Annotated in this window: 23 protein-coding genes, 1 tRNA gene and 1 other RNA gene; 11 read left to right on the plus strand and 14 right to left on the minus strand. The window is 69.5% G+C overall.

The window, feature by feature from the left end; genetic code table 11:
• The first annotated feature begins 60 nt into the window (after nucleotides 1-60).
• From KOL93_RS05385 to rnpB, 4 genes are all read left to right on the plus strand, one after another.
• Nucleotides 61-133 (plus strand) — tRNA-Val (locus KOL93_RS05385).
• A gap of 1 nt (nucleotide 134) precedes the next feature.
• Complete coding sequence (locus KOL93_RS16330; RefSeq protein ID WP_221584296.1) at nucleotides 135-866, plus strand: zinc ribbon domain-containing protein; 732 nt, start codon at nucleotides 135-137, stop codon at nucleotides 864-866.
• A gap of 87 nt (nucleotides 867-953) precedes the next feature.
• Nucleotides 954-2,657: a bifunctional 3'-5' exonuclease/DNA polymerase gene (locus tag KOL93_RS05395; protein WP_308291545.1), complete on the plus strand. Its 1,704-nt coding sequence runs from the start codon at nucleotides 954-956 to the stop codon at nucleotides 2,655-2,657.
• Between the two features lie 47 nt (nucleotides 2,658-2,704).
• An RNA gene (gene rnpB / locus KOL93_RS05400) (RNase P RNA component class A) lies at nucleotides 2,705-3,061 on the plus strand.
• Between the two features lie 58 nt (nucleotides 3,062-3,119).
• On the opposite strand, the gene ppgK is transcribed toward rnpB, so the two are convergent.
• The 3 genes from ppgK to KOL93_RS05415 form a co-directional block, all read right to left on the minus strand.
• A complete protein-coding gene (gene ppgK, locus KOL93_RS05405; RefSeq protein ID WP_221584297.1) occupies nucleotides 3,120-3,875 on the minus strand; it encodes a polyphosphate--glucose phosphotransferase in 756 nt (251 codons plus the stop codon).
• A gap of 100 nt (nucleotides 3,876-3,975) precedes the next feature.
• Entirely contained in the window at nucleotides 3,976-4,368 is a 393-nt protein-coding gene (locus KOL93_RS05410; protein WP_221584298.1) for an RNA polymerase-binding protein RbpA, read from the minus strand.
• Between the two features lie 191 nt (nucleotides 4,369-4,559).
• A complete protein-coding gene (locus KOL93_RS05415) occupies nucleotides 4,560-5,351 on the minus strand; it encodes a glycerophosphodiester phosphodiesterase family protein (protein ID WP_221584299.1) in 792 nt (263 codons plus the stop codon).
• Nucleotides 5,352-5,494: 143 nt separating this feature from the next.
• On the opposite strand from KOL93_RS05415, the gene KOL93_RS05420 reads away from it, so the two are divergent.
• The 3 genes from KOL93_RS05420 (at nucleotide 5,495) to KOL93_RS05425 (ending at nucleotide 7,428) form a co-directional block, all read left to right on the plus strand.
• Nucleotides 5,495-6,265 carry an SDR family oxidoreductase gene (locus tag KOL93_RS05420; protein ID WP_221584300.1) on the plus strand — a complete coding sequence of 257 codons (771 nt, stop codon included), beginning with the start codon at nucleotides 5,495-5,497 and terminating at the stop codon, nucleotides 6,263-6,265.
• A 112-nt stretch (nucleotides 6,266-6,377) separates the two neighbouring features.
• Nucleotides 6,378-6,512 (plus strand): hypothetical protein, encoded by a 135-nt coding sequence (locus tag KOL93_RS16145; protein ID WP_260405939.1) that lies wholly within the window; start codon nucleotides 6,378-6,380, stop codon nucleotides 6,510-6,512.
• Nucleotides 6,513-6,741: 229 nt separating this feature from the next.
• On the plus strand, nucleotides 6,742-7,428 hold the full coding sequence (locus tag KOL93_RS05425) for a DedA family protein (RefSeq protein WP_260405996.1): 687 nt from the start codon (nucleotides 6,742-6,744) through the stop codon (nucleotides 7,426-7,428).
• Here KOL93_RS05425 and KOL93_RS05430 read toward each other — a convergent pair.
• Nucleotides 7,341-8,264, minus strand: coding sequence for an AEC family transporter (locus KOL93_RS05430; protein WP_221584302.1), 924 nt, complete (start codon nucleotides 8,262-8,264; stop codon nucleotides 7,341-7,343). The genes KOL93_RS05425 and KOL93_RS05430 overlap by 88 nt on opposite strands.
• Nucleotides 8,265-8,363: 99 nt before the next feature.
• Here KOL93_RS05430 and KOL93_RS05435 point away from each other — a divergent pair, with 99 nt between their 5' ends.
• Entirely contained in the window at nucleotides 8,364-10,727 is a 2,364-nt protein-coding gene (locus KOL93_RS05435) for an ATP-binding cassette domain-containing protein (RefSeq protein ID WP_221584303.1), read from the plus strand.
• Here KOL93_RS05435 and KOL93_RS05440 read toward each other — a convergent pair.
• Together KOL93_RS05440 and KOL93_RS05445 are read right to left on the minus strand one after the other, a co-directional pair.
• Nucleotides 10,712-12,142, minus strand: coding sequence for an MFS transporter (locus KOL93_RS05440; RefSeq protein ID WP_221584304.1), 1,431 nt, complete (start codon nucleotides 12,140-12,142; stop codon nucleotides 10,712-10,714). The two genes, KOL93_RS05435 and KOL93_RS05440, sit on opposite strands and share 16 nt — an antisense overlap.
• Nucleotides 12,139-13,467 carry a M20/M25/M40 family metallo-hydrolase gene (locus KOL93_RS05445; RefSeq protein ID WP_221584305.1) on the minus strand — a complete coding sequence of 443 codons (1,329 nt, stop codon included), beginning with the start codon at nucleotides 13,465-13,467 and terminating at the stop codon, nucleotides 12,139-12,141. Before KOL93_RS05445 ends, KOL93_RS05440 begins: the two co-directional genes overlap by 4 nt.
• 101 nt (nucleotides 13,468-13,568) lie before the next feature.
• Here KOL93_RS05445 and KOL93_RS05450 point away from each other — a divergent pair, with 101 nt between their 5' ends.
• Nucleotides 13,569-14,456, plus strand: a complete 888-nt coding sequence (locus KOL93_RS05450) for an AraC family transcriptional regulator (protein WP_221584306.1) — start codon at nucleotides 13,569-13,571, stop codon at nucleotides 14,454-14,456.
• 18 nt (nucleotides 14,457-14,474) lie between these two features.
• Here KOL93_RS05450 and KOL93_RS05455 read toward each other — a convergent pair whose 3' ends face one another.
• A complete protein-coding gene (locus KOL93_RS05455) occupies nucleotides 14,475-14,909 on the minus strand; it encodes a MarR family winged helix-turn-helix transcriptional regulator (protein ID WP_221584307.1) in 435 nt (144 codons plus the stop codon).
• 366 nt (nucleotides 14,910-15,275) lie between these two features.
• Entirely contained in the window at nucleotides 15,276-15,875 is a 600-nt protein-coding gene (locus KOL93_RS05460) for a GNAT family N-acetyltransferase (RefSeq protein WP_221584308.1), read from the minus strand.
• Between the two features lie 99 nt (nucleotides 15,876-15,974).
• Here KOL93_RS05460 and KOL93_RS05465 point away from each other — a divergent pair, with 99 nt between their 5' ends.
• Nucleotides 15,975-16,427, plus strand: coding sequence for a GNAT family N-acetyltransferase (locus KOL93_RS05465; RefSeq protein WP_221584309.1), 453 nt, complete (start codon nucleotides 15,975-15,977; stop codon nucleotides 16,425-16,427).
• A gap of 44 nt (nucleotides 16,428-16,471) precedes the next feature.
• Here KOL93_RS05465 and KOL93_RS05470 read toward each other — a convergent pair whose 3' ends face one another.
• From KOL93_RS05470 to KOL93_RS05485, 4 genes are read right to left on the minus strand one after another with little or no spacing between them, the layout of a single operon-like run.
• The gene (locus KOL93_RS05470; RefSeq protein ID WP_221584310.1) at nucleotides 16,472-17,500 is read right to left on the minus strand and encodes an alpha/beta hydrolase; all 1,029 of its coding nucleotides are present in this window, start codon (nucleotides 17,498-17,500) and stop codon (nucleotides 16,472-16,474) included.
• Nucleotides 17,501-17,538: 38 nt separating this feature from the next.
• On the minus strand, nucleotides 17,539-18,228 hold the full coding sequence (locus KOL93_RS05475) for an aspartate/glutamate racemase family protein (protein ID WP_221584311.1): 690 nt from the start codon (nucleotides 18,226-18,228) through the stop codon (nucleotides 17,539-17,541).
• A gap of 10 nt (nucleotides 18,229-18,238) precedes the next feature.
• A complete protein-coding gene (locus KOL93_RS05480) occupies nucleotides 18,239-18,415 on the minus strand; it encodes a hypothetical protein (protein WP_221584312.1) in 177 nt (58 codons plus the stop codon).
• 35 nt (nucleotides 18,416-18,450) lie between these two features.
• Entirely contained in the window at nucleotides 18,451-18,960 is a 510-nt protein-coding gene (locus KOL93_RS05485) for a GNAT family N-acetyltransferase (RefSeq protein ID WP_221584313.1), read from the minus strand.
• A gap of 88 nt (nucleotides 18,961-19,048) precedes the next feature.
• Between KOL93_RS05485 and KOL93_RS05490 the strand changes: the two genes are divergently transcribed.
• Nucleotides 19,049-19,447, plus strand: a complete 399-nt coding sequence (locus tag KOL93_RS05490; protein WP_260405940.1) for a VOC family protein — start codon at nucleotides 19,049-19,051, stop codon at nucleotides 19,445-19,447.
• Here KOL93_RS05490 and KOL93_RS05495 read toward each other — a convergent pair whose 3' ends face one another.
• Together KOL93_RS05495 and KOL93_RS05500 are read right to left on the minus strand one after the other, a co-directional pair.
• Nucleotides 19,448-20,194 (minus strand): GH25 family lysozyme, encoded by a 747-nt coding sequence (locus KOL93_RS05495; protein ID WP_221584314.1) that lies wholly within the window; start codon nucleotides 20,192-20,194, stop codon nucleotides 19,448-19,450.
• Entirely contained in the window at nucleotides 20,191-22,749 is a 2,559-nt protein-coding gene (locus tag KOL93_RS05500; protein ID WP_308291546.1) for an excinuclease ABC subunit UvrA, read from the minus strand. The genes KOL93_RS05495 and KOL93_RS05500 overlap by 4 nt, the downstream gene beginning before the upstream one ends.
• Nucleotides 22,750-22,760: the final 11 nt, after the last annotated feature.

Consider the following 22,760-nt stretch of genomic DNA (forward strand, 5'->3'; position numbering starts at 1 on the left):
CGGTCATCGTGGGCGCACCTGGGCGGCGGCCCGAGCTGTTCGACGTAGACTGACCGTCACGGGTCTTTAGCTCAGCTGGTAGAGCACCTGGTTTACACCCAGGTGGTCGTCGGTTCGATCCCGGCAGGACCCACGTGAAATCAGCGCCTTCGGATCAGCAGTTCCTCCTCGACGTCGCCTCCCTCGACATGCGCATCGAGCGCGCGGAGCAGGCTCGCAAGAACCCACCGCAGGCGGGGCGCGTGAACGAGCTCATCGCTCAGCGCAATGAACAGGGACGCGCTCTGATCGACCGCACGAACGCCCGCGACGAGGTGAAGACCGAGCTCGCACGCGTCGAGAGCGACATCGACATCGCGAAGAAGCGCCAGGAGCGCGATCGTCAGCGACTCGGCCAGACGGCGATCGCGCGAGACGCCCAGGCGCTCGAGAGCGAGATCGACGCGCTTGCTGCGCGCATCGACGGCCTCGAGACGAGCGAGCTGGAGCTCATGGAGTCGCTGCAGGCCGCCGAGAAGGCCGTCGTCGAACAGCAGGCCGCCCTCGACGAGACGACGGCAGAGGGCCAGCGCGTGAGCGGCGAGGGCAAGGCCGCGATGCAGGCGCTCGTCGACGAGCTCGAGGCCCTGAAGCGCGACCGCGGGGCTGTGGTCTCCCGCCTTCCCGAGCAGCTGTTCGCCGACTACATGCGCATCGCGAAGCGCACGACCGGTGCGGCGCTCTTCCAGCACGGCACGTGCGGCGGCTGCCACATGGCGCTGTCGCGGAGCGACCTCGCGGTGCTCAAGGGCACGGCTGACGACGAGGTCGCCCACTGCCCCGAGTGCGGATGCATCCTGGTGCGCACGGCCGAGTCGGGCCTGTGACGACGAGCCGACCGCTCGACGTCGCGACCGGCGCGGGCCCGCAGGGCGACACGCGAGGCGTTCACGGAGGCATCGTCCGCCCGAGCAGTGTGCGCTCCCGCTGAGATCTTCCGCGCCGCGCGACTCGTCGCACTCGGCCGGTCCGGCGAGCGCGTCGTCGCCGTCGCTCTCGATGACGTCGAGGAGATCGCACGGATCGACCTCGCGGTGAGCGAAGCCCCCGCGTGGATCGCGGGCACCGAGCGTGCGGACGGCCCGCGATGGGTATGGAGCGACTCCCGCGATTGGGCGTCATGGCTGCTCTCCGACGGCCGTGTCGTGGCGCGCTGCCACGATCTGCGCCTGAGCCACGCGATCCTCGCGGCGGCGGACGGCGACGCATCGCCGTCCGCGTGGGCCGCGATGCCTGACGAGATCGCCATCGACGACGGGCTCTTTCCTCCGGAACGGGTCGGCCCGCGCCTCGACGGGATCGACGAGACGCTTGCCGAGTGGCGGCGCCAGGCGGAGTCGCTTCGCGCGTCGCCTCGGGCAGGTCGACTGCGACTGCTGCTCGCCGCGGAGTCCGCGGGATCCCTCGTCGCAGCGGAGATGCACGACGCGGGCCTTCCCTGGGACGTGCGGCGACATGAGGGAATCCTCACGGCCGAGCTGGGGGAGCGCGGCGCCGGCGGGCGGCCTGTCCGGCTCGAGGCCGTCGCGGCGCGCGTGCGCGACGCTCTCGGGGACCCGTCGGCGAGCCTCGACTCTCATCCGAGACTGCTGCGTGCCCTGCGCGGCGCGGGTGTCTTCGTGGACTCGACGAGCAAGTGGGAGCTGTCCGAACACGATCACTCGGCCATCGAGCCGCTCCTCGAGTACAAGCGCCTCTCGCGGCTCTTCAGCGCGAATGGCTGGTCATGGCTCGACGAGTGGGTCGCCGACGGCAGGTTCCGTCCCGTGTACGTGCCCGGTGGGGTCGTGACCGGGCGATGGGCGTCGTCCGGAGGCGGCGCGCTTCAGCTTCCTCGCCAGCTGCGGCCGGCGGTGCACGCCGACCCCGGGTGGCGGATCATCGACGCCGATGTCGCGCAGCTCGAGCCGCGCGTGCTCGCCGCCATGTCTCATGATGCCGACATGGCGCGCGCCGCGGCGGGGCAGGATCTCTACGAGGGCATCGTCGCGAGCGGTGCTGTCGCGACGCGCGCTGAGGCCAAGATCGCCGTTCTGGGGGCGATGTACGGGGCGACGACGGGTGACTCGGGGCGTCTCGTGCCCCGCCTCCGCCGCGTCTTCCCTGCGGCGATGCGCCTGGTCGATGATGCGGCTCGCGCCGGGGAGCGCGGCGGAGTCGTCGCGACGTGGCTGGGACGCACGAGCCCACCGCCGGACGACGCCTGGCACGAGCATCAGTCGCGCGCATCGACGATGGGAGCTTCGCCCGCGGACGAGGAGCGTGCCCGGCGCACGGCGCGCGACCACGGTCGCTTCACGCGCAACTTCATCGTGCAGGGCACCGCCGCGGAGTGGGCTCTCGCGTGGATGGCGGATCTGCGACTTCGACTCGCGGCGCTGCCGCCGGTTCCGGAGGAGCAGGCGGCGCCGCGGTCGGGCCCCATCTTCGCGCGGCGCGCGCACCTCGCGTTCTTCCTGCACGACGAGCTCATCGTGCACGCGCCGGCGTCACAGGCCGAGGCCGCGGCCGCAGCGCTGCGGGAATCCGCGGCTGCCGCCGGGCGGACGCTGTTCGGCGACTTTCCGATCGACTTCCCCCTCGATCTGCGGGTCGCAGACAGCCTCGCGGCCGACTGAGCGGCGGCGTTCTGTTCGTGCACGAGCGGATAGACTGGCAGGGCGAATGGGTCGGCTGGACGGCCGCGTCGCGCTCTGCGCGCCGAGGAACGTCCGGGCTCCACAGGGCAGGGTGGTGGGTAACGCCCACCCGGAGTGATCCGCGAGACAGTGCAACAGAGAGCAGACCGCCGGCTTCGGCCGGTAAGGGTGAAACGGTGGTGTAAGAGACCACCAGGGGCCGTGGTGACACGGCCCGCTGGGTAAACCTCGCCCGGAGCAAGACCAACAGGGGATGTCGAAGCTGCCCGCTGAGTCCCCGGGTAGGTCGCTGGAGCGGCACGGCAACGTGTCGCCGAGAGAGATGGTCGTCGACGGAGGCATGTCCTCCCGAACAGAACCCGGCGTACAGGCCGGCCCATTCGTCACATGAGAGAACGCGTTCCACCGCCTGGTGGAACGCGTTCTCTCATGTGGCCGACGTCAGGTCAGGACGAGGCCCGCCGCGCCGATGATGCCGGCGTTGTTGCGGTGCTCGGCCGTCACGAGCGGTGCTCGCGTCGTGATGTACGGCAGGAACTTGTCGGGGTTCTTCGAGACTCCGCCGCCGACGATCAGCAGGTCGGGTGAGAAGAGGAACTCGACGTGCGCGTAGAACTCCTGCAGACGACCGCCCCATTCCTCCCAGGAGATGTCCTCGCGCTCGCGCGCGGAAGCCGACGCCCACTTCTCGATGCTGTCGCCCTTCCATTCGAGGTGGCCGAGCTCGGAGTTCGGCACGAGCTTGCCGTCGAAGAGGAACGCCGAGCCGATGCCGGTGCCCAGCGTCGTGACGATCGTCAGGCCGGGCTGACCGTGTGCGGCACCGAACTTCAGCTCGGCGAGGCCCGCGGCATCGGCATCGTTGACGAAGTGGATGTCGCGACCGAGCGCGTCGCCGAACAGCCCGTCGGCGTCGAGGCCGATCCAGTCATCGGAGACATTGGCTGCCGAGAGCGTCACCCCGTCTTTGACGATGGCCGGGAAGCAGACTCCGATCGGGAGGCCCGCGGCGTCCTCTCCGAGCATCTCCACGAGCTGCTTCGCCACCTCGAGCATGTCCGGAGGGGTCGCGCCCGCGGGGGTGGGGATGCGCACGCGATCGCTCGCCATCGTGCCTGCGCGGAGGTCGACGATCCCGGCCTTCATGCCGGTCCCGCCGATGTCGATGCCGATCGCGTGGTCATGTGCCTTCGTCATGAGAACCCAGCCTAGAGCGATGCCGGTCCCACAGCGAAGCGGCCGGGCATTCCGATGACGGAATATCCGGCCGCTTCGTGAGACGCGCGGTGCGCGCCTGTCACGCGGTCTTGCGCGAGCGCTTTTCCTTCGTGGGGTCCTGACCCTCGCCGCGACGCTGACGGACGTAGTCCAGTCGTTCGGCGAGAAGCTCTTCGAGCTCGGGGAGCGACCGGCGTTCGAGAAGCATGTCCCAGTGCGTACGGGGAGTCTTGTCGTTCGAGTGGTCGACCTCGGCCGCGCCCTTCGGGGTCTGCAGCACGGCCTCGCCGCCGCAGGTGCGGCACTCCCAAGAAGCGGGAGCCTCGGCGTCGGCCGCGAACATCAGCGTGGTCTCACGACCGCACGAGTTGCAGAGATAGGTGTGCTCCTTGCGCTCCATGAAAACGACGCCCTCTTCGCTCTGAAGGCTCTGGGCGCCGAGACGGATGCCGCGGAGGCTGCGATCTGCCATGTTCGTGTCCTCTCGTCGGATGTCAGGTCTAACGCCCTGCCCTGGGCGGTTCATCCGAAATGATGCGTGAACGGAGGGTTTCTCAGCAGATCCACAGTCGCCTACGGAGGCCGCTGAGTGGGGGAGAGGCACCCTTCACGGCGAAAGCTAGCGCGCTCCTCACCCGCGGTCAACGGGCTCCGCGGATCCGTTCAGCTGCGGAGCGTCTGAAGGGCCAGATCCGCGCGATCGGTGATGATGCCGTCGACTCCGAGGGCGACCAGGCGGCGCATGTCTGCGGGGGCGTTCACGGTCCAGACATGCACCTCGACCCCGTGGTCGTGCGCGGTGCGGAGGAGGCGAGGGGAGAGGATGCCGAGCGCGCCCTGGCGCTCGGGGATCTGCAGCGCGTCGACGTCCCGCAGCGCAGACGCCGCGACCCTGCCGGCGGGGCGCAGGAGCGACGCGATCAGCGCCTCGATCACGACCGTGCGTCCGCCTGAGGAGGCGGGACGGCCTCCGGCGACCCGGGCCGCCTGCAGGGCGCGGCGTCTGCGCGCATCCGAGAAGCTCGTCAGGAGGACGCGGTCGGCGTACGGAGCGGTGATGCGCCCCGCGACCTCAGCCGCCGCGTCGGCTTTCACATCGATGTTGAAACGGAGCTCGGGAAATGCGTCGAGCGCCTGCCCGAGCGTCGCGAGACCGCCGCGATCGGCCAGGAGATCTTCGAGCTCGGCGAGCTCGACGTCGGCGACGCGGCGGGGGTCTCCGGCGATGCGCGTGAGGTCGGCATCGTGACACAGGACGACCGCCCCGTCGGAGGTCATGCGGCAGTCGGACTCGACGTACTCGACACCCGCCGCGTGCGCCGCCGCGATCGACGCGACCGAGTTCTCGGCGATGCCCTCGTCGCGCATCTCGGGCGTGACGAGACCGCGGTGCGCGAAGACGCGTGGGTGCGTCGTTCCGCGGAGATACTCATGGGGATGCACGGCGGACATCATGTCGGGAACCTATCACCGGCGCGCGACGCGATCGGGGACTGCCTCCACGGCCGTGCAGGACCCGCGTTATAGGGTCGAAGGACCCGGTCCGCGCTGTCATCTGCCGCGCGCGGACGATCGCCGCACCATTCCAGGAGTCTCCCGTGTCGCAGCCCCTTCCCGCCGGATCCCTTGAAGGAAAGACCGTTCTCGTCACCGGATCCTCGCGGGGCGTCGGAGCCGACACTGTTCGGTACTTCGCGGCGGCGGGGGCGAACGTTGTCATCAACTTCCGCAACAAGGCCCCGCGTGCCGAGAAGCTCGCGCGCGAGGTGAACGAGTCGCACGGTGTGCAGACGCTGGTCGTCGGCGCCGACCTGACGGACGCAGACTCTGTCGCGTCGATGCTGGGAGCCGTGAAGGATGTCTTCGGCTCGCTCGACATCCTCGTCCTCAACGCATCGGGCGGCATGGAGCAGAACGTGGGCGAGGACTACGCGATGCGCCTCAACCGCGATGCGCAGGTCGGCATGCTCGACGCCGCACTGCCTCTCATGGCCGCGGGATCGCGCGTGGTGTTCGTCACCAGCCACCAGGCGCACTTCATCCGGACGACGCCGACGATGCCCGAGTACGAGCCGGTCGCCCTGTCGAAGCGCGCGGGAGAGGACGCGCTTCGGGAGCGGATCCCCGCGCTGGGGGAGAACGGCATCGAGTTCGTCGTCGTGTCGGCCGACATGATCGAGGGAACGATCACGGCCACGCTGCTCAATCGTCTCAACCCGGGCGCCATCGACGCGCGCCGCGAACAGGCGGGCAAGCTCCTGAACGTCGCCGAGTTCGCGGCGGAGATCGCACAGGCGGCCGTCGCTCCGGTCCCGGCGTCCCACGAGCGCATCTGCGGCGACACCTCGGGCTTCGCTCCGGTCGACTGACCCGCACGGGGGTCGTCTGCGGGGTGATGTGCGCCGCACGACGATCGCGCCATGCCCACACACGACCGGAATGGCGCCGGCGCCCCGAAGCGCTCTTCGTGGTGGCGGTCGTATGCCGCGCATTCTGCGCGCCGTGTGCACGATCATCGTGGTCACGCTCCACGTGACGCTGGCAGACATCGTCGTCAGCGGAGAGCACGCGTCGTTCGTCAGCGCACCCTCGTCGTGCACGACGCGAGACGCCTGACGCAGGGGCTGCATCGGCGCGCTGGGGGCCATTCTGGCTGTCGCCCGCATCGACGTCGTGTTCGTGCTCGGTCTCGACGTCGGCGCGGCCGTCATCAGCGCCGCGCTCGCGGTGACGGCGCTCCGAGCCACGAGCGCCGACACCGCAACCGGGGGAAAACCCCCGGTGCGAATGGCGAGTCAGTCGGATGCCGCGGTCGCGACCTGGCCGAGAAGATGGAAGCGTGGACATGCTTCTGGATTCCCTCCTCGCCCTCGCGGCGTCACCATGGCTGTTCGCCATCGTGTTCGCACTCGCCGCCCTCGATGGTCTGCTGCCGCCGGTGCCGAGCGAGACGGTGGTCGTCGGCGCCGCGGCGCTCAGCGCATCGACCGGAAGCCCCGACTGGGCGCTGCTCGGCATCGCCGCGGCTGCCGGCGCGTTCACCGGCGACAACCTCACATACGCGCTCGGTCGAGCGATCGGGACGACGCGCTTCCGCTGGATGCGCACGGCCCGCGGACGCGCCGCGATCGCCGTGGCGCAGCGAGGACTCGCGCGCGGCGGAGCGTCGTCGATCTTCATCGCCCGCTACATCCCGGTCGGGCGCGTCGCCGTGAACCTCACGGCGGGTGCCACGCGGTACTCGCGCTCGCGGTTCCTGCTGCTGTCGCTGGGGGCGGCGGTGACGTGGGCGGCGTACTCGGTGGCGGTCGGCTGGTTCGCCGGCAGTCTCGTCGAGGAGCATCCTCTGCTGGGAGTGGCGATCGGCGTCGCCCTGGCGATCATCATCGGCGTGGTCGTCGACCGCTCGATCGCGGTCGCGCGCCGTCGCCGCGAGCGCCGCGATCAGGTGGCGAGCAGCAGCGCCGTGAGGAACAGCACGGGAATGCAGCCGAGCGTCGTGATGAACACCGTGTCGCGCGAGAGGACGTAGCCGATTCCGTACCGCTGGGCGTAGTTGAACACGTTCTGAGCAGTGGGGAGCGCCGCCAGGACCACGACGACGTACAGCGCGTGGTCGTCGAGCCCGAATGCGAAGCGACCGAGAAGGTATGCCGCGACCGGCATCAGGATCAGCTTGAGCGCCGTCGCCAGCATCACGTCGCGCCGCCGCCCGACGGTCGTGAGGACGCGCTGGCCGTGCAGGGACATTCCGAAGCTGATGAGGATCACCGGCACCGCCGCGTTCGCGACGAGCTCGAGGGGCGCGTGGACGATCGGCGGGATGTCGATCCCGGTGAGCGCCACGGCCATGCCCGCGAGGGATCCGATCACCATCGGGTTGCGGAACGCGCGCGCGATCGCGCGCCACCAGCGAGTCTCACCACTGGAGAGCGCGTCGAGGATCGCGAGCGTGACGGGAGTGAGCGCGATCTGCTGCATGAGGATGATGGGCGCGGAGTACGCGGCGTTTCCCAGCAGATACGTCGAGATGGGGATGCCGACGTTGTTGCCGTTGACCTGCCCGGCCGAGAGGGATCCCATCACTGTGTCGCCCCAGTCGCGCCGCCAGGCGAGCTTGGCGATCAGACCGTGGATCAGGAAGACGACGACCGCGGCGGCTGCTGAGACGGGGAGGAGCGAGGAGAACAGCATGCCGACGTCGGCGTCGCTGAGCACGATGAACATGAGGAACGGGTTGAGGACGAAGAACGACAGCCGTGCGAGGACCATTCCGCCGTTCTCCCCGAGGAGATCGATCCTCCCGATCACGTACCCCGTGATGATCGCGACGCCGACGACCGCGAATCCTGTCAGGACCCCGATCATGTCTGCGCGGGCCGGAGAAACGGGGAAGTCATCACGCCCCCAACTTATCGCCGTGAGGGGAGGCCGCAGGACACACGACGACGTGGCACGATCTTGAGCATGACCGCCAGCACCCATCCCGCCGATCAGCACGACACCATCCGCGTTCGCGGTGCCCGTGAGAACAACCTCAAGGGTGTGGATCTCGACCTCCCGAAACGACGGCTGACCGTCTTCACGGGCGTGTCCGGCTCGGGGAAGAGCTCGCTCGCGTTCGAGACGATCGCGAACGAATCCCAGCGCATGATCAACGAGACCTACAGCGCGTTCGTGCAGGGGTTCATGCCCCAGGTCGCGCGGCCCGATGTCGACTCGCTGGAGGGCCTCACGACGGCGATCCTCGTCGACCAGGAACGGCTGGGGGCGAACATCCGCTCGACGGTGGGTACGGCCAGCGACGCCAACGCTCTCCTGCGCGTGCTGTTCAGCCGTGTGGGGGATCCGGAGATCGGGCCGCCGAACGCGTTCTCGTTCAACACGCCGTCGGTGAAGGCCTCGGGCGCGATCCTCGTCGAACGGGGCGGGCAGGCCAAGCGAGAGCGGGCTGAGTACAACATGCTCGGCGGGATGTGCCCGGGGTGCGACGGCACGGGGCGCGTGAGCGACCTCGATCTCGCCGAGCTCTATGACGAGACCGCGTCGATCAATGAGGGGGCGATCACGATCCCGGGGTACAAGGTCGGCGGCTGGGCCGTGCGCTTCTACGCCGAGTCCGGGTTCTTCGACGCCGACAAAGCGGTGAAGGACTTCACAAAGGCCGAGCTCGACGACTTCCTCTATAAGGAGGAGACGAAGATCAAGGTCAACGGCATCAACATCACGTATCTCGGCCTCGTGCCGCAGGTGCGCAAGTCGATGCTGTCCAAGGATCGTGAGGCGATGCAGCCGCACATCCGAGCCTTCGTCGACCGGGCTGTCGCCTTCCAGCCGTGCCCCGCCTGCGACGGCACGCGTCTCGCCGAGCCGGCCCGCTCCTCGAAGGTCGCGGGGATCAGCATCGCCGACGCGTGCGCGATGCAGGTGAGCGACCTGCTCGCGTGGGTCCGCTCCGTCGATGAGCCGGGTGCGGCGCCGCTTCTCCGCACGCTCGACGACCTCCTCGCCTCGTTCGTCGACATCGGCCTCGGGTATCTCTCGCTGGATCGTGCGTCGGGCACGCTGTCGGGCGGCGAGGCGCAGCGTCTGAAGATGATCAAGCATCTGGGATCGCCGCTCACGGACGTCACATACGTCTTCGACGAGCCGACGGCGGGGCTGCACCCGCACGACATCCAGCGCATGAACGAGCTGCTCGTGCAGCTGCGCGACAAGGGCAACACCGTGCTCGTCGTCGAGCACAAGCCCGAGACGATCGAGATCGGCGATCACGTCGTCGACGTCGGCCCGGGAGCAGGATCCGCGGGCGGCGAGATCTGCTTCACGGGGACAGTCGCCGAGCTGCGGACGTCGGGCACCGTCACCGGGCGTCACCTCGACGACCGCGCGCGGGTCAAGGATGCCGTCCGTGCCGCGACGGGCGCGCTCGAGATCCGCGGCGCCTCCGCGAACAACCTCCGGGACGTCGACGTCGACATCCCGACGGGCATCCTCGTCGCGCTGACCGGTGTCGCGGGATCCGGCAAGAGCTCTCTCGTGAACGAGCAGCTGGCGGGTCGCGAAGGGGTCGTGTTCGTCGACCAGACGGCGATCAAGGGGTCGAGCCGCTCGAATCCCGCGACATACACGGGCCTGCTCGAGCCCATTCGCAAGGCGTTCGCGAAGGCGAACGGCGTGAAGCCGGCCCTGTTCAGCTCGAACAGTCAGGGCGCGTGCCCGACCTGCAAGGGGAACGGATCGATCACGACCGAGTTCGGCTTCATGCAGGGCGTCACGACTCCGTGCGAGGACTGCGGCGGGCGACGCTTCATGGCAGAGGTGCTCGACTACACGCTGGGTGAGAAGAGCATCGCCGACGCGCTCGATATGCCGGTCGTCGAGGCACTGCCGTTCTTCTCCGAGGGAGAGGCCAAGGTTCCGGCGGCCGCGAAGATCCTGACCCGTCTGAACGACGTCGGACTCGGATACATCAGCCTCGGCCAGTCGCTGTCGACGCTGTCGGGCGGCGAGCGCCAGCGCATCAAGCTCGCGGTGCGGATGTCGGAAGGCGCGGACATGTACGTCCTCGACGAGCCGACGACGGGCCTCCACCTCGCCGATGTGGAGAACATGCTCGGCATGCTCGATCGCCTCGTCGACGGAGGGGCGTCGGTCATCGTGATCGAGCACCACCAGGCCGTGATGGCGCACGCCGATTGGATCATCGACATGGGCCCCGGCGCCGGTCACGACGGCGGCACCGTCGTCTTCGAGGGCACGCCGGCCGAGCTCGTCGCCGCGCCGTCGACGCTCACGGGGGAGCACCTCGCCGCCTACATCGCGGGCTGACGATCCTCGAACGCTCCGCGGGGCACGAGGAGCAGTGCGGCGGCTGCGACGAGAGCCGTGCCGCCGCACACGATCCACACCGTGACGTAGCCCGCGAACGAGCCCGCCGTCGCGCCCGCTGCGCTCGCGGATCCGTTCAGCAGGGCGATGCCGAATACGCAGGACGCGATCGCGCCACCCACCGTCTTCACGGAGTTCGTGAGCCCGGTCGCCACCCCCGTCTGCGTCGGCGGCGCCGCGGCGGCCGCCGCGGCCGGGAGGGCGGCGACGAGCGCACCGGACCCGATGCCCGCGATCGCCATGTTGATCGACACCTGAAGGTAGGTGTCGTGCATCGGGAGGAACAGCAGGTATCCGGCGCCGACGCAGCAGGCGGCGAGCATCAGGCCGATGCGCGGTGACAGCGCGCGCGAGATGCGCGCGTATGAGAGGGCGCCCGCGATCATCGCGACGAGGTAGAAGCCGATGAGGAGGGACGTCGTGAAGCCGGCCGTCCCGAGCCCGTATCCGTACACGCTCGGGTCGGTGCGGGCGTACGTCGACAGCGGCGCCTGCGCGCCGAGCACGCTCACACCGAACAGTCCTGCGGTGAGGAACACCGGCCACAGCGTGGGCGCGCGGAACATACGGACGTCGATGAGCGGATCCTTTTGCCGCAGCTCCCACAGGACGAACGGCACCAGCGAGACGACGCCCGCGATCGTGACGGCCCAGGCGAGCGGGTCTGCAGGCCCGTGGACGCGCAGCAGGCTGAGCCCACCCGTGAACGCGATGAGCGCGAAGGAGACGAGCATGAGACCGGTCGTGTCGAGACGACCGCCCGCCTGGTGAGGCGACTCCGCGACGCCGAACAGGATCACGAAGAAGCAGGCGACGACGGCGATCGCCGGGACGAGGAGGACGACGCGCAGCGGAAGCGCATCGACGAGCGCGCCCCCGAGGAGCGCACCCGTGATCGCGCCGGCTTCGAGCGCGGCCACGAGCAGCCCGGCGGCGCGGGCCGTCAGCGCCGCTGGGGCGCCGGAGGCACGCGCCCGCGACCAGATGAGGGCGATCTCCAGCGGCAGCCACACGACGTAGGCGCCCTGCAGCGCCCACGCGACCAGGAAGAGGGCGAACGAGTCGGCGAACGGGAGCGCGAGCGAGGCGACCGCCGTGATGGCGGTCGAGACGAGGAGCATGCGGCGATGCCCCACCATGTCGCCGAGCTTCGCGAACGCCGGCACCGCCAGGGCCGACAGCATGAGCTGGGAGCCTTCGAGCCAGTTCACGTCGGCGTCGTGCACTCCCAGGTGACGGGCGATGTCGGTGAGCATGGGCGTGTAGTAGCCCTGGATGATCCCGCTCGTGAACTCGACGGCGGCGAGGAACCCGACGATGCCGACGAGCGCGCCCAGCCGCGTCGAGGCGCTCATGTCAGCGACCGGAGCAGGGCGATGTGGATGTCTCGGCCGCGCTCCAGCGACGCGATCTCGACGCGCTCATCCGCCCCGTGGATGGACGCGCGCTGCGTCGCCGACATCTCGAGGGGCGCGAAGCGGAAGACGTGGGGCGAAATCGCATGGAAGTGCCGCGCGTCGCTCGCCTGCATCATGAGGTACGGCGCAGCAAGAGCATCGGGGTAGACGGTGTGCACGGCGTCGGCGATCGCGGCGAAGGCCGAACCGTCTGCGGGGGAGAGGGGGGTGGGGTCAGATCCTTCGAGCACCGTGACGATCACCCGCCTGTCGGCGATGCGACGCTTCACCCTTCGCACGACGGAATCCACCGTGTCACCGGGGATGAGGCGAAGATTGAGCGTCGCCGAGGCCGCGGACGGCAGCACGTTGGCGGCGGAACCGCCGGACTGCATCGTCGCCGCGATCGTCGTGCGCACGAGCGCGGCAGGCTCACCGCCCATCGCCGAGAGCACCCAGCCGGTGAGGAGGCGGCTGCGTGACAGGACCCGCAGGAGCGTGCGCGCGGGGCCGGCTGCGACAGCGGCGAAAGCGGCGAGCATGCGCGTGATCGTCGCGGGCGCCCGCGGCACAAAGGTTCGGGCGTCGAGTCTGCTCACTGCGCGCGCGATGCGATCGATCGCGCTCTTCCCTGACGGCGCCGATGCGTGGCCGGCATCGGTCTGGGCCTCGATCCGCAGGGTCACGACCCCCTTCTCGCCGACGCCGATCATGGCCGCGCGGCCGGAGATGAAGGGCAGGGGAGCGTCGACGACCGCGCCGCCCTCGTCCATGACGAGCCACGGGCGGATCCCGCGTGCGTCGAGGGCTCCGGCGATCGATCGGGCGGCGGCACCGTACACCTCTTCGTCGCCGCCGAACGACAGGTACACGTCGCGCGCCGGCGCGAATCCTGCGGAGAGCAGCGCCTCGACTGCCTCGAGAATGACGAGGAGCGGGCCCTTGTCGTCGAGCGTCCCGCGCCCGTGCACCCAGCCGTCGCGCACGACGCCGGCGAACGGATCCTCGCTCCAGGCGTCCGCGCTGGCCGGAACGACGTCGTAGTGGGCCATGAGGACGACCGGATCGCCGTCGCCCGTGCCCCGCCAGCGGAAGAGCACGCCGAGATCGGTGATCCGCTCCCGGTGCAGGTGCTCGTGCACGAGCGGGTACAGCTCGGCGAGGAGCTCCACGAACTGCTCGAACGGCTCGGAGCCGCGCACATCGACCTCGGCGCTCACGGTCTGGAGGCGCACCATCTTCGCGAGGCGCCCGGCGATCGGCGGAACGTCGGCGTCATCCATGGGGTGAGAGTATCGGGATCCGCGACGACTGATCGGATCCGTTCTCGAATATCGGGCGCGGCCGCCTGCGCGTCCGCAGAATCGTCTGTGGAAGGGACACCATGATCTCCGCACTGAACGAGCTGATCTCCGAGATCGACGCCGACACGGGCACGCCCGTGGATGTCGCCGCGCTCGCATCGCGTCACGGCAGCACCGAGTACCACCTGCGCCGGATGTTCGCGAGCCTCGCCGGCATGCCGGTGTCGGAGTACGTGAGGCGGCGGCGGATGAGTCGTGCCGCCGCGGATGTGCTCGGCACGACGGACGACCTGCTGACCATCGCGATCCGATACGGATACGGGTCCGCGGAGGCATTCGGGCGTGCGTTCCGGGCGGTGCACGGCGCATCGCCCGGGGAGGTGCGGCGAGACGGGGGTCCCGTGAACAACTGGCAGCAGCTCAGGTTCCGCCTGACCGTCGAAGGGAGCACATCCATGCGTGTGCGCATCGAAGAGAAGAACGACGTCCGACTCGTGGGCCACGCGACGCGCGTGCCGCTCATCTACGAGGGGCCGAACCCTCACATCGGGGATTTCATCGCGGGCCTTCCCCAGGAGGAGCATGCGCGTCTGAAGGCACTGAGCGGCGCGGATCCGCGGGGGCTCCTGCAGATCACGGACGATGCGGCGCAGGATGCGGCAGAGGGTACGGAACTCACGTACATGCACGGCGTGAGCGTATCCGCCGACGCCGATGTGCCGGCGGGTCTCGACGTCATCGTCGCCGCGGCCGGCCGGTGGGCGATCTTCGAGACCGAGGGCCCGCATCCGAGCGCGCTGCAGGACACATGGGCGGCGACGGCAGCCGAGTGGTTCCCGTCGAACCCCTGGCGCCTGCGGCCCGGCCCGTCGATCGTGGCGATTCTGGAGCGGAGCGATGACTTCACGTGGGCGCGGTGCGAACTGTGGCTGCCGGTGGAGAGCGCTGAGATCGTGAGCATGCCGTGACCGCGGTGGTGGATGCCGTCAGGGCTGGAGTTTGCGGAGCGTCGCGATGAACGCCTCACGTTCGTCGGCCTCGAGTGGTGCGAACAGCTCGTCCTGCACCTCGCGCAGGACCAGCCCGAGCTGACGCGCGCGCGCCTGGCCGTCGTCGGTGATCCGCACGATCTTGCGGCGGCCGTCCTCAGGGTCCTGCTCGCGGATGACCGTTCCCTCGGCTTCGAGCTCGTCGACGGAGACGGACAGGTCGGCCCGGTCGAGATCGGCGAGGGTTCCGATGGCGACCTGGGGGAGGGGGCCGTGCTCGACGAGGACCGAGAGGACGCGGAGGTGGTATCGGCGGGCGGCGATCGCGGCCAGGCGCTCCGTGAGGATCCGATGTGAGCGCATGCGCGCCTGGGACAGCAGCCACGACGGCGTCTGGCCGAGGTGGAGGAGTTGGTCGTGTTCGGTCGACATGTCCCACAGACTAGTTGGCTTGACCAACATTGTGTGTCATGATTGGCAGAGCCAACGAATCGGGGCTGCGTGGACACGCTGCTGCAGCCAGTCGGTGAGCGGTGCAGGTGCCGGCGCGGCTGCACTTCACGAGGGGGAACCTTCGGTGCACCGATCGCGACGAACGATCAGTGCGTGCCGCTTGATGCGCTGGCGCCGGCGAGCTGCTGTGGCGACGTGCCGTGAGTGCATGCGCCACGTGACAGCCGAGCTCGATCCGGGGATCGGGTTCGGCGATCGTGAGGTCACCGCGCGTGTGATCGATCTGGTGTGGACCCGAGCGCGCGCTCAGTCACTCGTAGACCCTGGTCAGACGGAGATTCCGCATTAGCCGATAATGCACATTATGTCAGCTCTGTTCAAGCGAGGACTGTCCCCTGTCGCGGTCTCGCGTCGAGACGGCTCTCGGACGGTCAGCAGAGAGCGCCCGTGTGCGCTCTCGCGCACCACGCGACCGGTGTCGCGGAAGCCGAGCTTCGCGAGCACGCGACGTGACGCGATGTTCCAGTCCCAGACGGAGGCCCACAGCCGTTCGTACCCCGCCTCCGCGGCACTCGCGAGCACCGCCCCGGCCGCTTCGGTGGCGAAGCCGTGACCATGGACCGCGTGCAGCAGCTCGAACGCGAGCTCGGGCTCGTCCGGTGCACCGTTCTCGGTGACGACCAGCCCGCAGTACCCGATGACGTCCTGCGGCTCGTGCCTGACGACCGTGAGGAGCTCCGGTCCCGTTGCGTCCCGGCTCGCGCGGATGTGCGCAGCGATCTCCGCTTCGGTCGGATGGCCATCCGCGTCGATGCGTCGGTGAGGAGGAACCCGCGGATCCCGCTCCGTCCAGAGCTGCCGAAACACCACAGCATCGGCCTCGCGCTGGCGGCGGAGCGTGAGTCGGCGGGTGTGCAGGTGCTGCTCACCCGCTGTGGTCTGCATGAACGCAGTCTTCCACGCGATGGTTCGCGCGCCGGTGCCATGAGCGTTCTGCTGTCCGAGCGCGGCTCTGAAGCGGCCAGCCCGCGATAACGTTCACGTATGTCAACCTGGACGACGCGCAACGCGACGTTCGACGACGTCGAGCCGATCGCCGAGCTGAGGTCCGTCGTGCTCAAGGACGATCTGGAGCGTCTCGGTCGCTATGACGCGCACCGCGTGCGCCAGCGGCTGCGCGATGCCTTCGAGCCGACCCACACTCGGGTCATCGAGGTCGATGGCGTGTTCGCGGGATGCTTCGCCCTCCGCGCGGCCGACGACGGCCACTGGCTGGAGCACTTCTACCTGGCGGCCGACCGGCAGGGTCACGGGCTCGGCACCGCGGTGCTGCGACACGAGCTCGCACACGCCGACCGGGAGGACATCGTCGTGCGGCTCAACGTCCTCCAGGGAAGCCCAGCGCGACGCCTCTACGAACGACACGGGTTTCGCATCACCGGGGAGGACCCGGTCGACGTCTTCATGGTGCGGTTCCCCACCGCGCTCCCTGTGTGAGCACGCCACGCGGTCGTCGGTGCTCGTCCGGGCCGTGCCCGAGGTCACCGACGCCGGCTGAGCATCATGTCCGACCACTCGGCGAGCCGTCGATACGCTTCGTTGCGTGCCTCGCGGCGCGACAGGAACACGTCATGGATGGCGCCGTCGATGCGGCACACCGTGACGACGGGTCCGAGCTTCAGTGCCGCCCGGGCGATGTCGTCCACGACGAGCACGGAGTCGGCGCGGGTCAGATCATCCGACCATCGGAGCGGACGGACAGAACGCGTCGAGAGCATGACGCACACGGGGGCATCAATGGACAGGCCGCGTGCCACCAGCGCATGGCCGTCGAGGACGGCGTCGAGCCATCCCGCATGCACGGTCATCGTGCGTTCGGGCCGCCACGAGAAGTTGATGTCGACCGGGTCCGCGGGATCCGCCGCCTCCGCCTGTGCGCGCGTGTAGAAGCCCAGATCCACCTGCGGGGCGCGATCCATTGGGTGGTGTCGCGCGCGCATATCCACGATCGGCGAGATCGCGCCGCGGCCGAAGCCGGGCAGCTGGAACTCGAGCCACGGGCTGTTGAGGATGACGGCGCTCGCGACGCCGGGGTGCCGGTGGGCCCACAGGGTGAGGACGAGCCCACCCGTGGAATGTCCGAAGAGCACCAGGCGCCGGTCTCCCCCGCGCCCGTCTCGGCCCCGCCCCATGGCCTGCAGCGCGGCGGCGATGTCCTCGTCGTATGTCGCGAGATCGGTGATGAATCCCGGCGTCTGGCCGGGCCGGATGCTGCGACCGTATTTCCGGAGGTCGAGCGCGAAGAACCGCGCACCGCGCTCGGTGAACTGGCGAGCGAGCCTCCGCTGGAAGAAGTAGTCGGACCAGCCGTGCACGTAGAGCACATCGACGTCGTCGAGACGCGGCGCGCGGCGGAGCAGACGGCTGAGCCAGCTGCCGCGCGGCGGAAGCGACCGCACAAGGGTGGCGACGACGTCGCCCTCGTCATCCGAGCCGAGCGGGAGTGTGAGCTGTTCGAACCCATCCCCCAGCACATCCGGCCGCCACTCGGACTCCGGATGCGCGTGCATGGCGTCAGCCTACCGAGCGTTCGGTGCGGGGCACATCGTCATGCCAGGGCGAACTCGACCGCGGCGCGGACGTGCAGGCTCGTCGAGGCGAAGACGGGCACGGACGCGTCGTCGTCGCCGATGAGCAGCTCGATCTCGGTGCAGCCGAGGATCACTCCCCCGGCACCGGCCGCGACGAGCTGTGCGATCACGCGGCGGTACTCGTCACGAGACTCCTCCCTCACGACACCGCGAACGAGCTCCTCGTAGATGACCCGATCGATCGTCGTCCTCCCGGTGGCATCGGGGACGATCGTCTCGACGCCGTGGGCGCTCATGCGGTCGCGGTAGAAGGACTCCTCCATGGTGAAGCGCGTGCCGAGCAGAGCGACCTTCGACAGCCTCGCGTGACGGATCGCATCGGCCGTCACGTCGACGAGATGCAGGAACGGCACGCTGATCGCGTCTTCGATGTGGCCCGCCACCTTGTGCATCGTGTTCGTGCACAGCACGATGACGTCGACATCGGCGGCTTCCAGGGCGCGCGCTTCGGCCGCGAGCACCCGTCCTGCCTCGTCCCACTCCCCCGCCACCTGCATGCGCTCGATGTCGGCGAAGTCGACGGATCCCATGACGCAGTTCGCGGAGTGCAGCCCACCGAGTCGCTCGCGCACCAGTTCGTTGATGAGTCGGTAATAGAGGGCGGAGCTCTCCCAGCTCATGCCGCCGATGAGTCCGATCCTCTTCATTCCTCGAGTCTCACACGGTCGTCATGGGGTGGGAGGGAACCGGCCGCTCGCCGAGCGTCCCCCGGCGGCTGTCGGCGACCCCGTCGGGGCCGATCTCGACGACGATGTCGGACGCGACCTGCGCGACGTCGAGATCGAAGAGTGCGGAGGACTCGACGAAGCGGCCGACGAGACGCACGTCGCGCACGGAGACGGCGAGAGCGGGCTCCTCGCGGAGACGGACTACGGGGCCTGCGTCACGTCGAGCCGCATCTCGATCTCCTTGCCGTAGGGCGGGAGCTCGTACGGATGCGTCGCTCCCGTCTCGACGAAACCTCGTCGCCGGTAGAACGCGATCGCGCGCGGGTTGTGGGCGTGCACGTCGAGCATGAGCGAGTCGCCGTGATCGCGGGCCCAATCGATGATCCCGCTCAGCAGCGCGTCGGCGATGCCTGAGCCCTGTCCGCGGGCCTCCGGAGCGACGAACACCCCGACGAGGATCGCCCCTCGCACCTCGCCGACGACTCCGCTCATGACCCCGAGCCATCGGCCCGCCTCGTCGACGGCGGCCAGCGCGACGCTGTACCCGTCGCCGGCGCGGGCGGCGCGCTCGCGCCACTCATCGTCGGTTCGTATGCGCGCGTCGGCCAGCGTCTCGCCGTAGGCGATGGGCGTGTCCTCGAGCATGCGGAGCCGGATCGCCCGGAACTCACGCCAGTCGTCGGCCGTGATACGGCGGATCGAGATCGACATCGTGACTCCCCTGGTCGCTGAGCGATCCACGCTACCCGTGCACCGCGGAACGGTGGACCTCGCGGGGGTCGCCTCCTACGCTGGCCGGATGACCGACCCGATGCCGCTCATCCACCACACGGCGATCTACGCCTCCGACTTCGAGACGAGCGAACGGATCTTCACCGCGGCCCTGGCGACCCTCGACATCGTCGCGGGCGAACGCAACCATCTGGGCGTCGAGTACTGGCGTGAAGGATCCGATACACCGTCGTTCTGTGTCGGGCCTCCGCCCCGCCCCGATTACGTGACCCGCCGCGTGCACGTCGCGTTCACGGCGCCGGACAAGGAGGCGGTGAACCGCTTCTACGCCGCAGCGGTCGAGGCGGGCGCGCGCGCGAAGCACGCGCCGCGCGTGTGGCCCGAGTACGCCGCCTACTGCTGTTTCGTCCGAGACCCCGACGGCAACAACATCGAGGCGGTCGTGAAGCTCGCGTCGCTCGAGTGATCAGTGACGGACAGCGAGCTCGTCGAGGGATCCGCTCACCGCATTCATGTCGATGAAGGGCTCGTCGCCGTCGTATCCGTCGAGGCGGTCGCGATGCGAGTACTGCCAGATGGCCCAGTCTCGGCCGTCGGACAGTGACGGCGGCGTGATGACCGAGCGGATCCAGATGGGGTTGTCCTCGTAGGATCCGGCCACATATCGGTCGTAGTAGTCGGCCGTGGCGTAGATGACCGGGGCGACTCCGTAGTGCGCCTCGAGCTCGGCGAGGAGCGGGTCGAGGATCTCCGCGACGCGCTCCCGGGACGGCGGCTCCTCGCAGAACTCGGCGTAGCACTCGACATCCACGGCGACCGGGAGGGTGCCGTCGACTGGAACGGTGTCGATGACGTGCGCGGCCTGCTCCTTGCTCGTGCTCTCGTAGCTCAGAAAGTGATACGCGCCGGTGAGAAGAGCTGTGTCGGCCGCGGCCTCCCAGTTGTCCGCGAACCGCGAGTCGATGTATGAGGACCCCTCCGTCGCCTTGATGTAGGCGAACTCGATGTCCTCATCGGCCAGAACTTGCCAGTCGATGTCGCCCTGGTACGACGACACGTCGACTCCGCGCACGTCGTAGCCCGCCGCGAAGATCCGCCCCGGCCAGATCACGCCGGACGCGACGAGACCCGTGAGCGCGGCGAGCGCGACGACGACGGTTCCGCCGACGATCGCGAGTGTGCGCCATCGGCGCGGCGCGGGCTCGGCGGTCATCGCGACATCGCCGCATCGTCCAGAGCGGCGCGAAGGTACCGCGCCGTGACGCTCCCGGCTGCGCCCGCGACCTCTTCCGGCGTGCCCTCGGCGACGACGGAGCCGCCCGCCGTGCCCGCTCCCGGGCCGAGGTCGACGACCCGGTCGGCGCGCGTGACGACCCGCATGTCGTGCTCGACGATGATGACGGTGTTGCCGCCGTCGACGAGGTGCTGCAGATGGCCGACGAGGCGGTCGGCGTCGGACGGATGCAGGCCCGATGTCGGTTCGTCGAGCAGGTAGAGCGTGTCGCCGCGCTGGGCGCGGTGCAGTTCGGAGGCGAGCTTGACGCGCTGCGCCTCTCCGCCAGAGAGCTCGGGCGCGGGCTGGCCGAGCGAGACGTAGCCGAGCCCGACGTCGACCAGCGCGTCGAGATGGCGGGTGACGTCGGCGTCGCCTGAGAAGAACTCGCGCGCCTCGACGACGCTCATCGCGAGCACATCGGCGATCGTCTTTCCGCGCAGCTCGATCTCGAGCGTCTCGGATCCATAGCGGTTGCCGCCGCAGGTCGTGCAGGGCGCGTGCACCGACGGCAGGAAGAGGAGCTCGACCTCCATCGTCCCCTCCCCCTTGCAGACGGGACAGCGTCCCGCGGCCAGGTTGAACGAGAATCGACTGGCGCTGTACCGGCGCCGTCGCGCCTCCGGGGTCTGCGCGAACAGCGTGCGCACGCGATCGAACAGTCCGGAGTACGTCGCAACGTTCGAGCGGGGCGTGCGGCCGATCGGCTTCTGATCGACGCGGACGACACGGCGCAGCCGATCGCGGGGCCCATCGGCCTGGCCGACGGTCACGACGGGCTCGTCGGTGAGCGAAGGAGCGTGAGACGACGTGGCAGGCTCGTCGGGATCAGCCGCAACCGCATCGCTTGCCAGGCTTCCCGCGAGCAGATCGGGGATCGCCTGGTTCACGAGGGTCGACTTGCCGGATCCGGACACGCCGGTCACCGCAGTGAGGGCTCCGACAGGGAGGCGCACGTGGAGGCCGTCGAGGTTGTGGCGGGTGACGCCCGTAAGGACCAGGTGCGCGTCGGCCGCGCGGCGCGGCGCGGGATCTTTCGAAGCGACCTCGCCGAACAGGTAGCGGCGGGTGGACGACTCCTCGATCGCGCGGAGGCCCTCGAGCTCGCCCGAGTAGAGCACCGTGCCGCCGTTCGCGCCGGCGCCCGGGCCGATGTCGACGATCCAGTCGGCCGCGCGGATCACATCGAGCTTGTGCTCGACGAAGAACACGGTGTTGCCGGAGTCCCGGAGCGCGCGCAGGATCCCGAGGAGCGCCTCGGTGTCGTCGGGATGCAGCCCCGCCGAGGGCTCGTCGAGGACGAAGACGACGCCGAACAGCTGCGACAGCACCTGCGTTGCCAGACGCATGCGCTGCATCTCCCCCGACGACAGCGTCGGCGTGGCGCGATCGAGCGACAGCGAGCCGAGGCCGAGATCCACGAGGGGCGCGAGGCGGGCGCGGACCTCCGCGGCGAGGCGCTGGGCGGCCAGCCGGATCTCGGGCGCGATGTCGTCGTGCCCGCTCGGGGTCCACTCGTCCGAGAGCACGCGATCCATGATGATCGCGACCTCGTCGAGCGGCAGCTGCGCCATCTCGACGATGTCGATGCCGTCGAACGTCACGTCGAGCGCGTCGGGCTTCAGTCGGCGGCCGCCGCAGGTCGGGCACTCCGCGCTCACGAGGAACCCGGCCGCCCGCTCGCGCATCTTGGCGCTCTTCGACGAGGCGAACGTGTCGAGGAGGAGCTTCTTCGCGCCGACGAACGTGCTCATGTAGGACGGCTTCTCCCCCGCCTCGAGCGCGCGTCGGGCCTCTTCTGGCGGCCGCTTCGCGTAGACGGGCACCTGCGGCGTGTCCTGCGTATACAGGATCCATTCCTGCTGGTCGCGCGGCAGATCGCGCCACGGGACGTCGATGTCGTAGCCGAGCGAGACGAGGCTGTCGCGCAGCTGCGTGCCGTGCCAGGCGCGGGGCCAGGCGGCGATCGCGCGGTCGCGGATCGTCAGCGACTCGTCGGGCACCATGACCGACTCGGGGACGTCGTACACGCGGCCGAGCCCATGGCATTCCGCGCACGCGCCCTGGACGGTGTTCGTCGAGAACTCCTCAGCGAGGAGCATCGGCCGGCCCTCGGGGTACGTGCCGGCACGCGAATAGAGCATGCGCACGACGTTCGCGATCGTCGTCGCGCTTCCGACCGTCGAGCGCGCGCTGCCGGATCCGCGCTGCTGCGGGAGCGCGACGGCGGGCGGCAGACCCTCGATCGCGTCGACATCGGGCGCACCGACCTGCTGGATGAGGCGGCGCGCGTACGGCGCGACCGACTCGAAATACCGCCGCTGCGCCTCGGCGTAGAGCGTGCCGAAGGCGAGGGAGCTCTTGCCCGAGCCGGAGACGCCCGTGAACGCGACGAGCGCACCCCGGGGAATGTCGACGTCGACGTCCTGCAGGTTGTGCTCGCGCGCGCCGCGCACGCGGACGCGGTCGGGCACGGAGCGGGTATCGAGATCCACCGTGGCAGCTC

Source organism: Microbacterium salitolerans (assembly GCF_019720895.1).
Lineage (GTDB): Bacteria > Actinomycetota > Actinomycetes > Actinomycetales > Microbacteriaceae > Microbacterium.

What these genes read in the sequence shown, in the direction of transcription:
- ppgK (WP_221584297.1), bottom strand. Translation starts at nt 3,875, where the DNA reads ATGACGAAGGCACATGACCACGCGATCGGCATCGACATCGGCGGGACC.
- KOL93_RS05495 (WP_221584314.1), bottom strand. Translation starts at nt 20,194, where the DNA reads ATGACCGCCGAGCCCGCGCCGCGCCGATGGCGCACACTCGCGATCGTC.
- KOL93_RS16145 (WP_260405939.1), top strand. Translation starts at nt 6,378, where the DNA reads ATGCCGCGCATTCTGCGCGCCGTGTGCACGATCATCGTGGTCACGCTC.
- KOL93_RS05445 (WP_221584305.1), bottom strand. Translation starts at nt 13,467, where the DNA reads ATGGATGACGCCGACGTTCCGCCGATCGCCGGGCGCCTCGCGAAGATG.
- KOL93_RS05490 (WP_260405940.1), top strand. Translation starts at nt 19,049, where the DNA reads ATGACCGACCCGATGCCGCTCATCCACCACACGGCGATCTACGCCTCC.
- KOL93_RS05455 (WP_221584307.1), bottom strand. Translation starts at nt 14,909, where the DNA reads ATGTCGACCGAACACGACCAACTCCTCCACCTCGGCCAGACGCCGTCG.
- KOL93_RS05470 (WP_221584310.1), bottom strand. Translation starts at nt 17,500, where the DNA reads ATGCACGCGCATCCGGAGTCCGAGTGGCGGCCGGATGTGCTGGGGGAT.
- KOL93_RS05460 (WP_221584308.1), bottom strand. Translation starts at nt 15,875, where the DNA reads ATGCAGACCACAGCGGGTGAGCAGCACCTGCACACCCGCCGACTCACG.
- KOL93_RS05435 (WP_221584303.1), top strand. Translation starts at nt 8,364, where the DNA reads ATGACCGCCAGCACCCATCCCGCCGATCAGCACGACACCATCCGCGTT.
- KOL93_RS05440 (WP_221584304.1), bottom strand. Translation starts at nt 12,142, where the DNA reads ATGAGCGCCTCGACGCGGCTGGGCGCGCTCGTCGGCATCGTCGGGTTC.
- KOL93_RS05410 (WP_221584298.1), bottom strand. Translation starts at nt 4,368, where the DNA reads ATGGCAGATCGCAGCCTCCGCGGCATCCGTCTCGGCGCCCAGAGCCTT.
- KOL93_RS05475 (WP_221584311.1), bottom strand. Translation starts at nt 18,228, where the DNA reads ATGAAGAGGATCGGACTCATCGGCGGCATGAGCTGGGAGAGCTCCGCC.
- KOL93_RS05450 (WP_221584306.1), top strand. Translation starts at nt 13,569, where the DNA reads ATGATCTCCGCACTGAACGAGCTGATCTCCGAGATCGACGCCGACACG.
- KOL93_RS05425 (WP_260405996.1), top strand. Translation starts at nt 6,742, where the DNA reads ATGCTTCTGGATTCCCTCCTCGCCCTCGCGGCGTCACCATGGCTGTTC.
- KOL93_RS05485 (WP_221584313.1), bottom strand. Translation starts at nt 18,960, where the DNA reads ATGTCGATCTCGATCCGCCGTATCACGGCCGACGACTGGCGTGAGTTC.
- KOL93_RS05415 (WP_221584299.1), bottom strand. Translation starts at nt 5,351, where the DNA reads ATGATGTCCGCCGTGCATCCCCATGAGTATCTCCGCGGAACGACGCAC.
- KOL93_RS05465 (WP_221584309.1), top strand. Translation starts at nt 15,975, where the DNA reads ATGTCAACCTGGACGACGCGCAACGCGACGTTCGACGACGTCGAGCCG.
- KOL93_RS05430 (WP_221584302.1), bottom strand. Translation starts at nt 8,264, where the DNA reads ATGATCGGGGTCCTGACAGGATTCGCGGTCGTCGGCGTCGCGATCATC.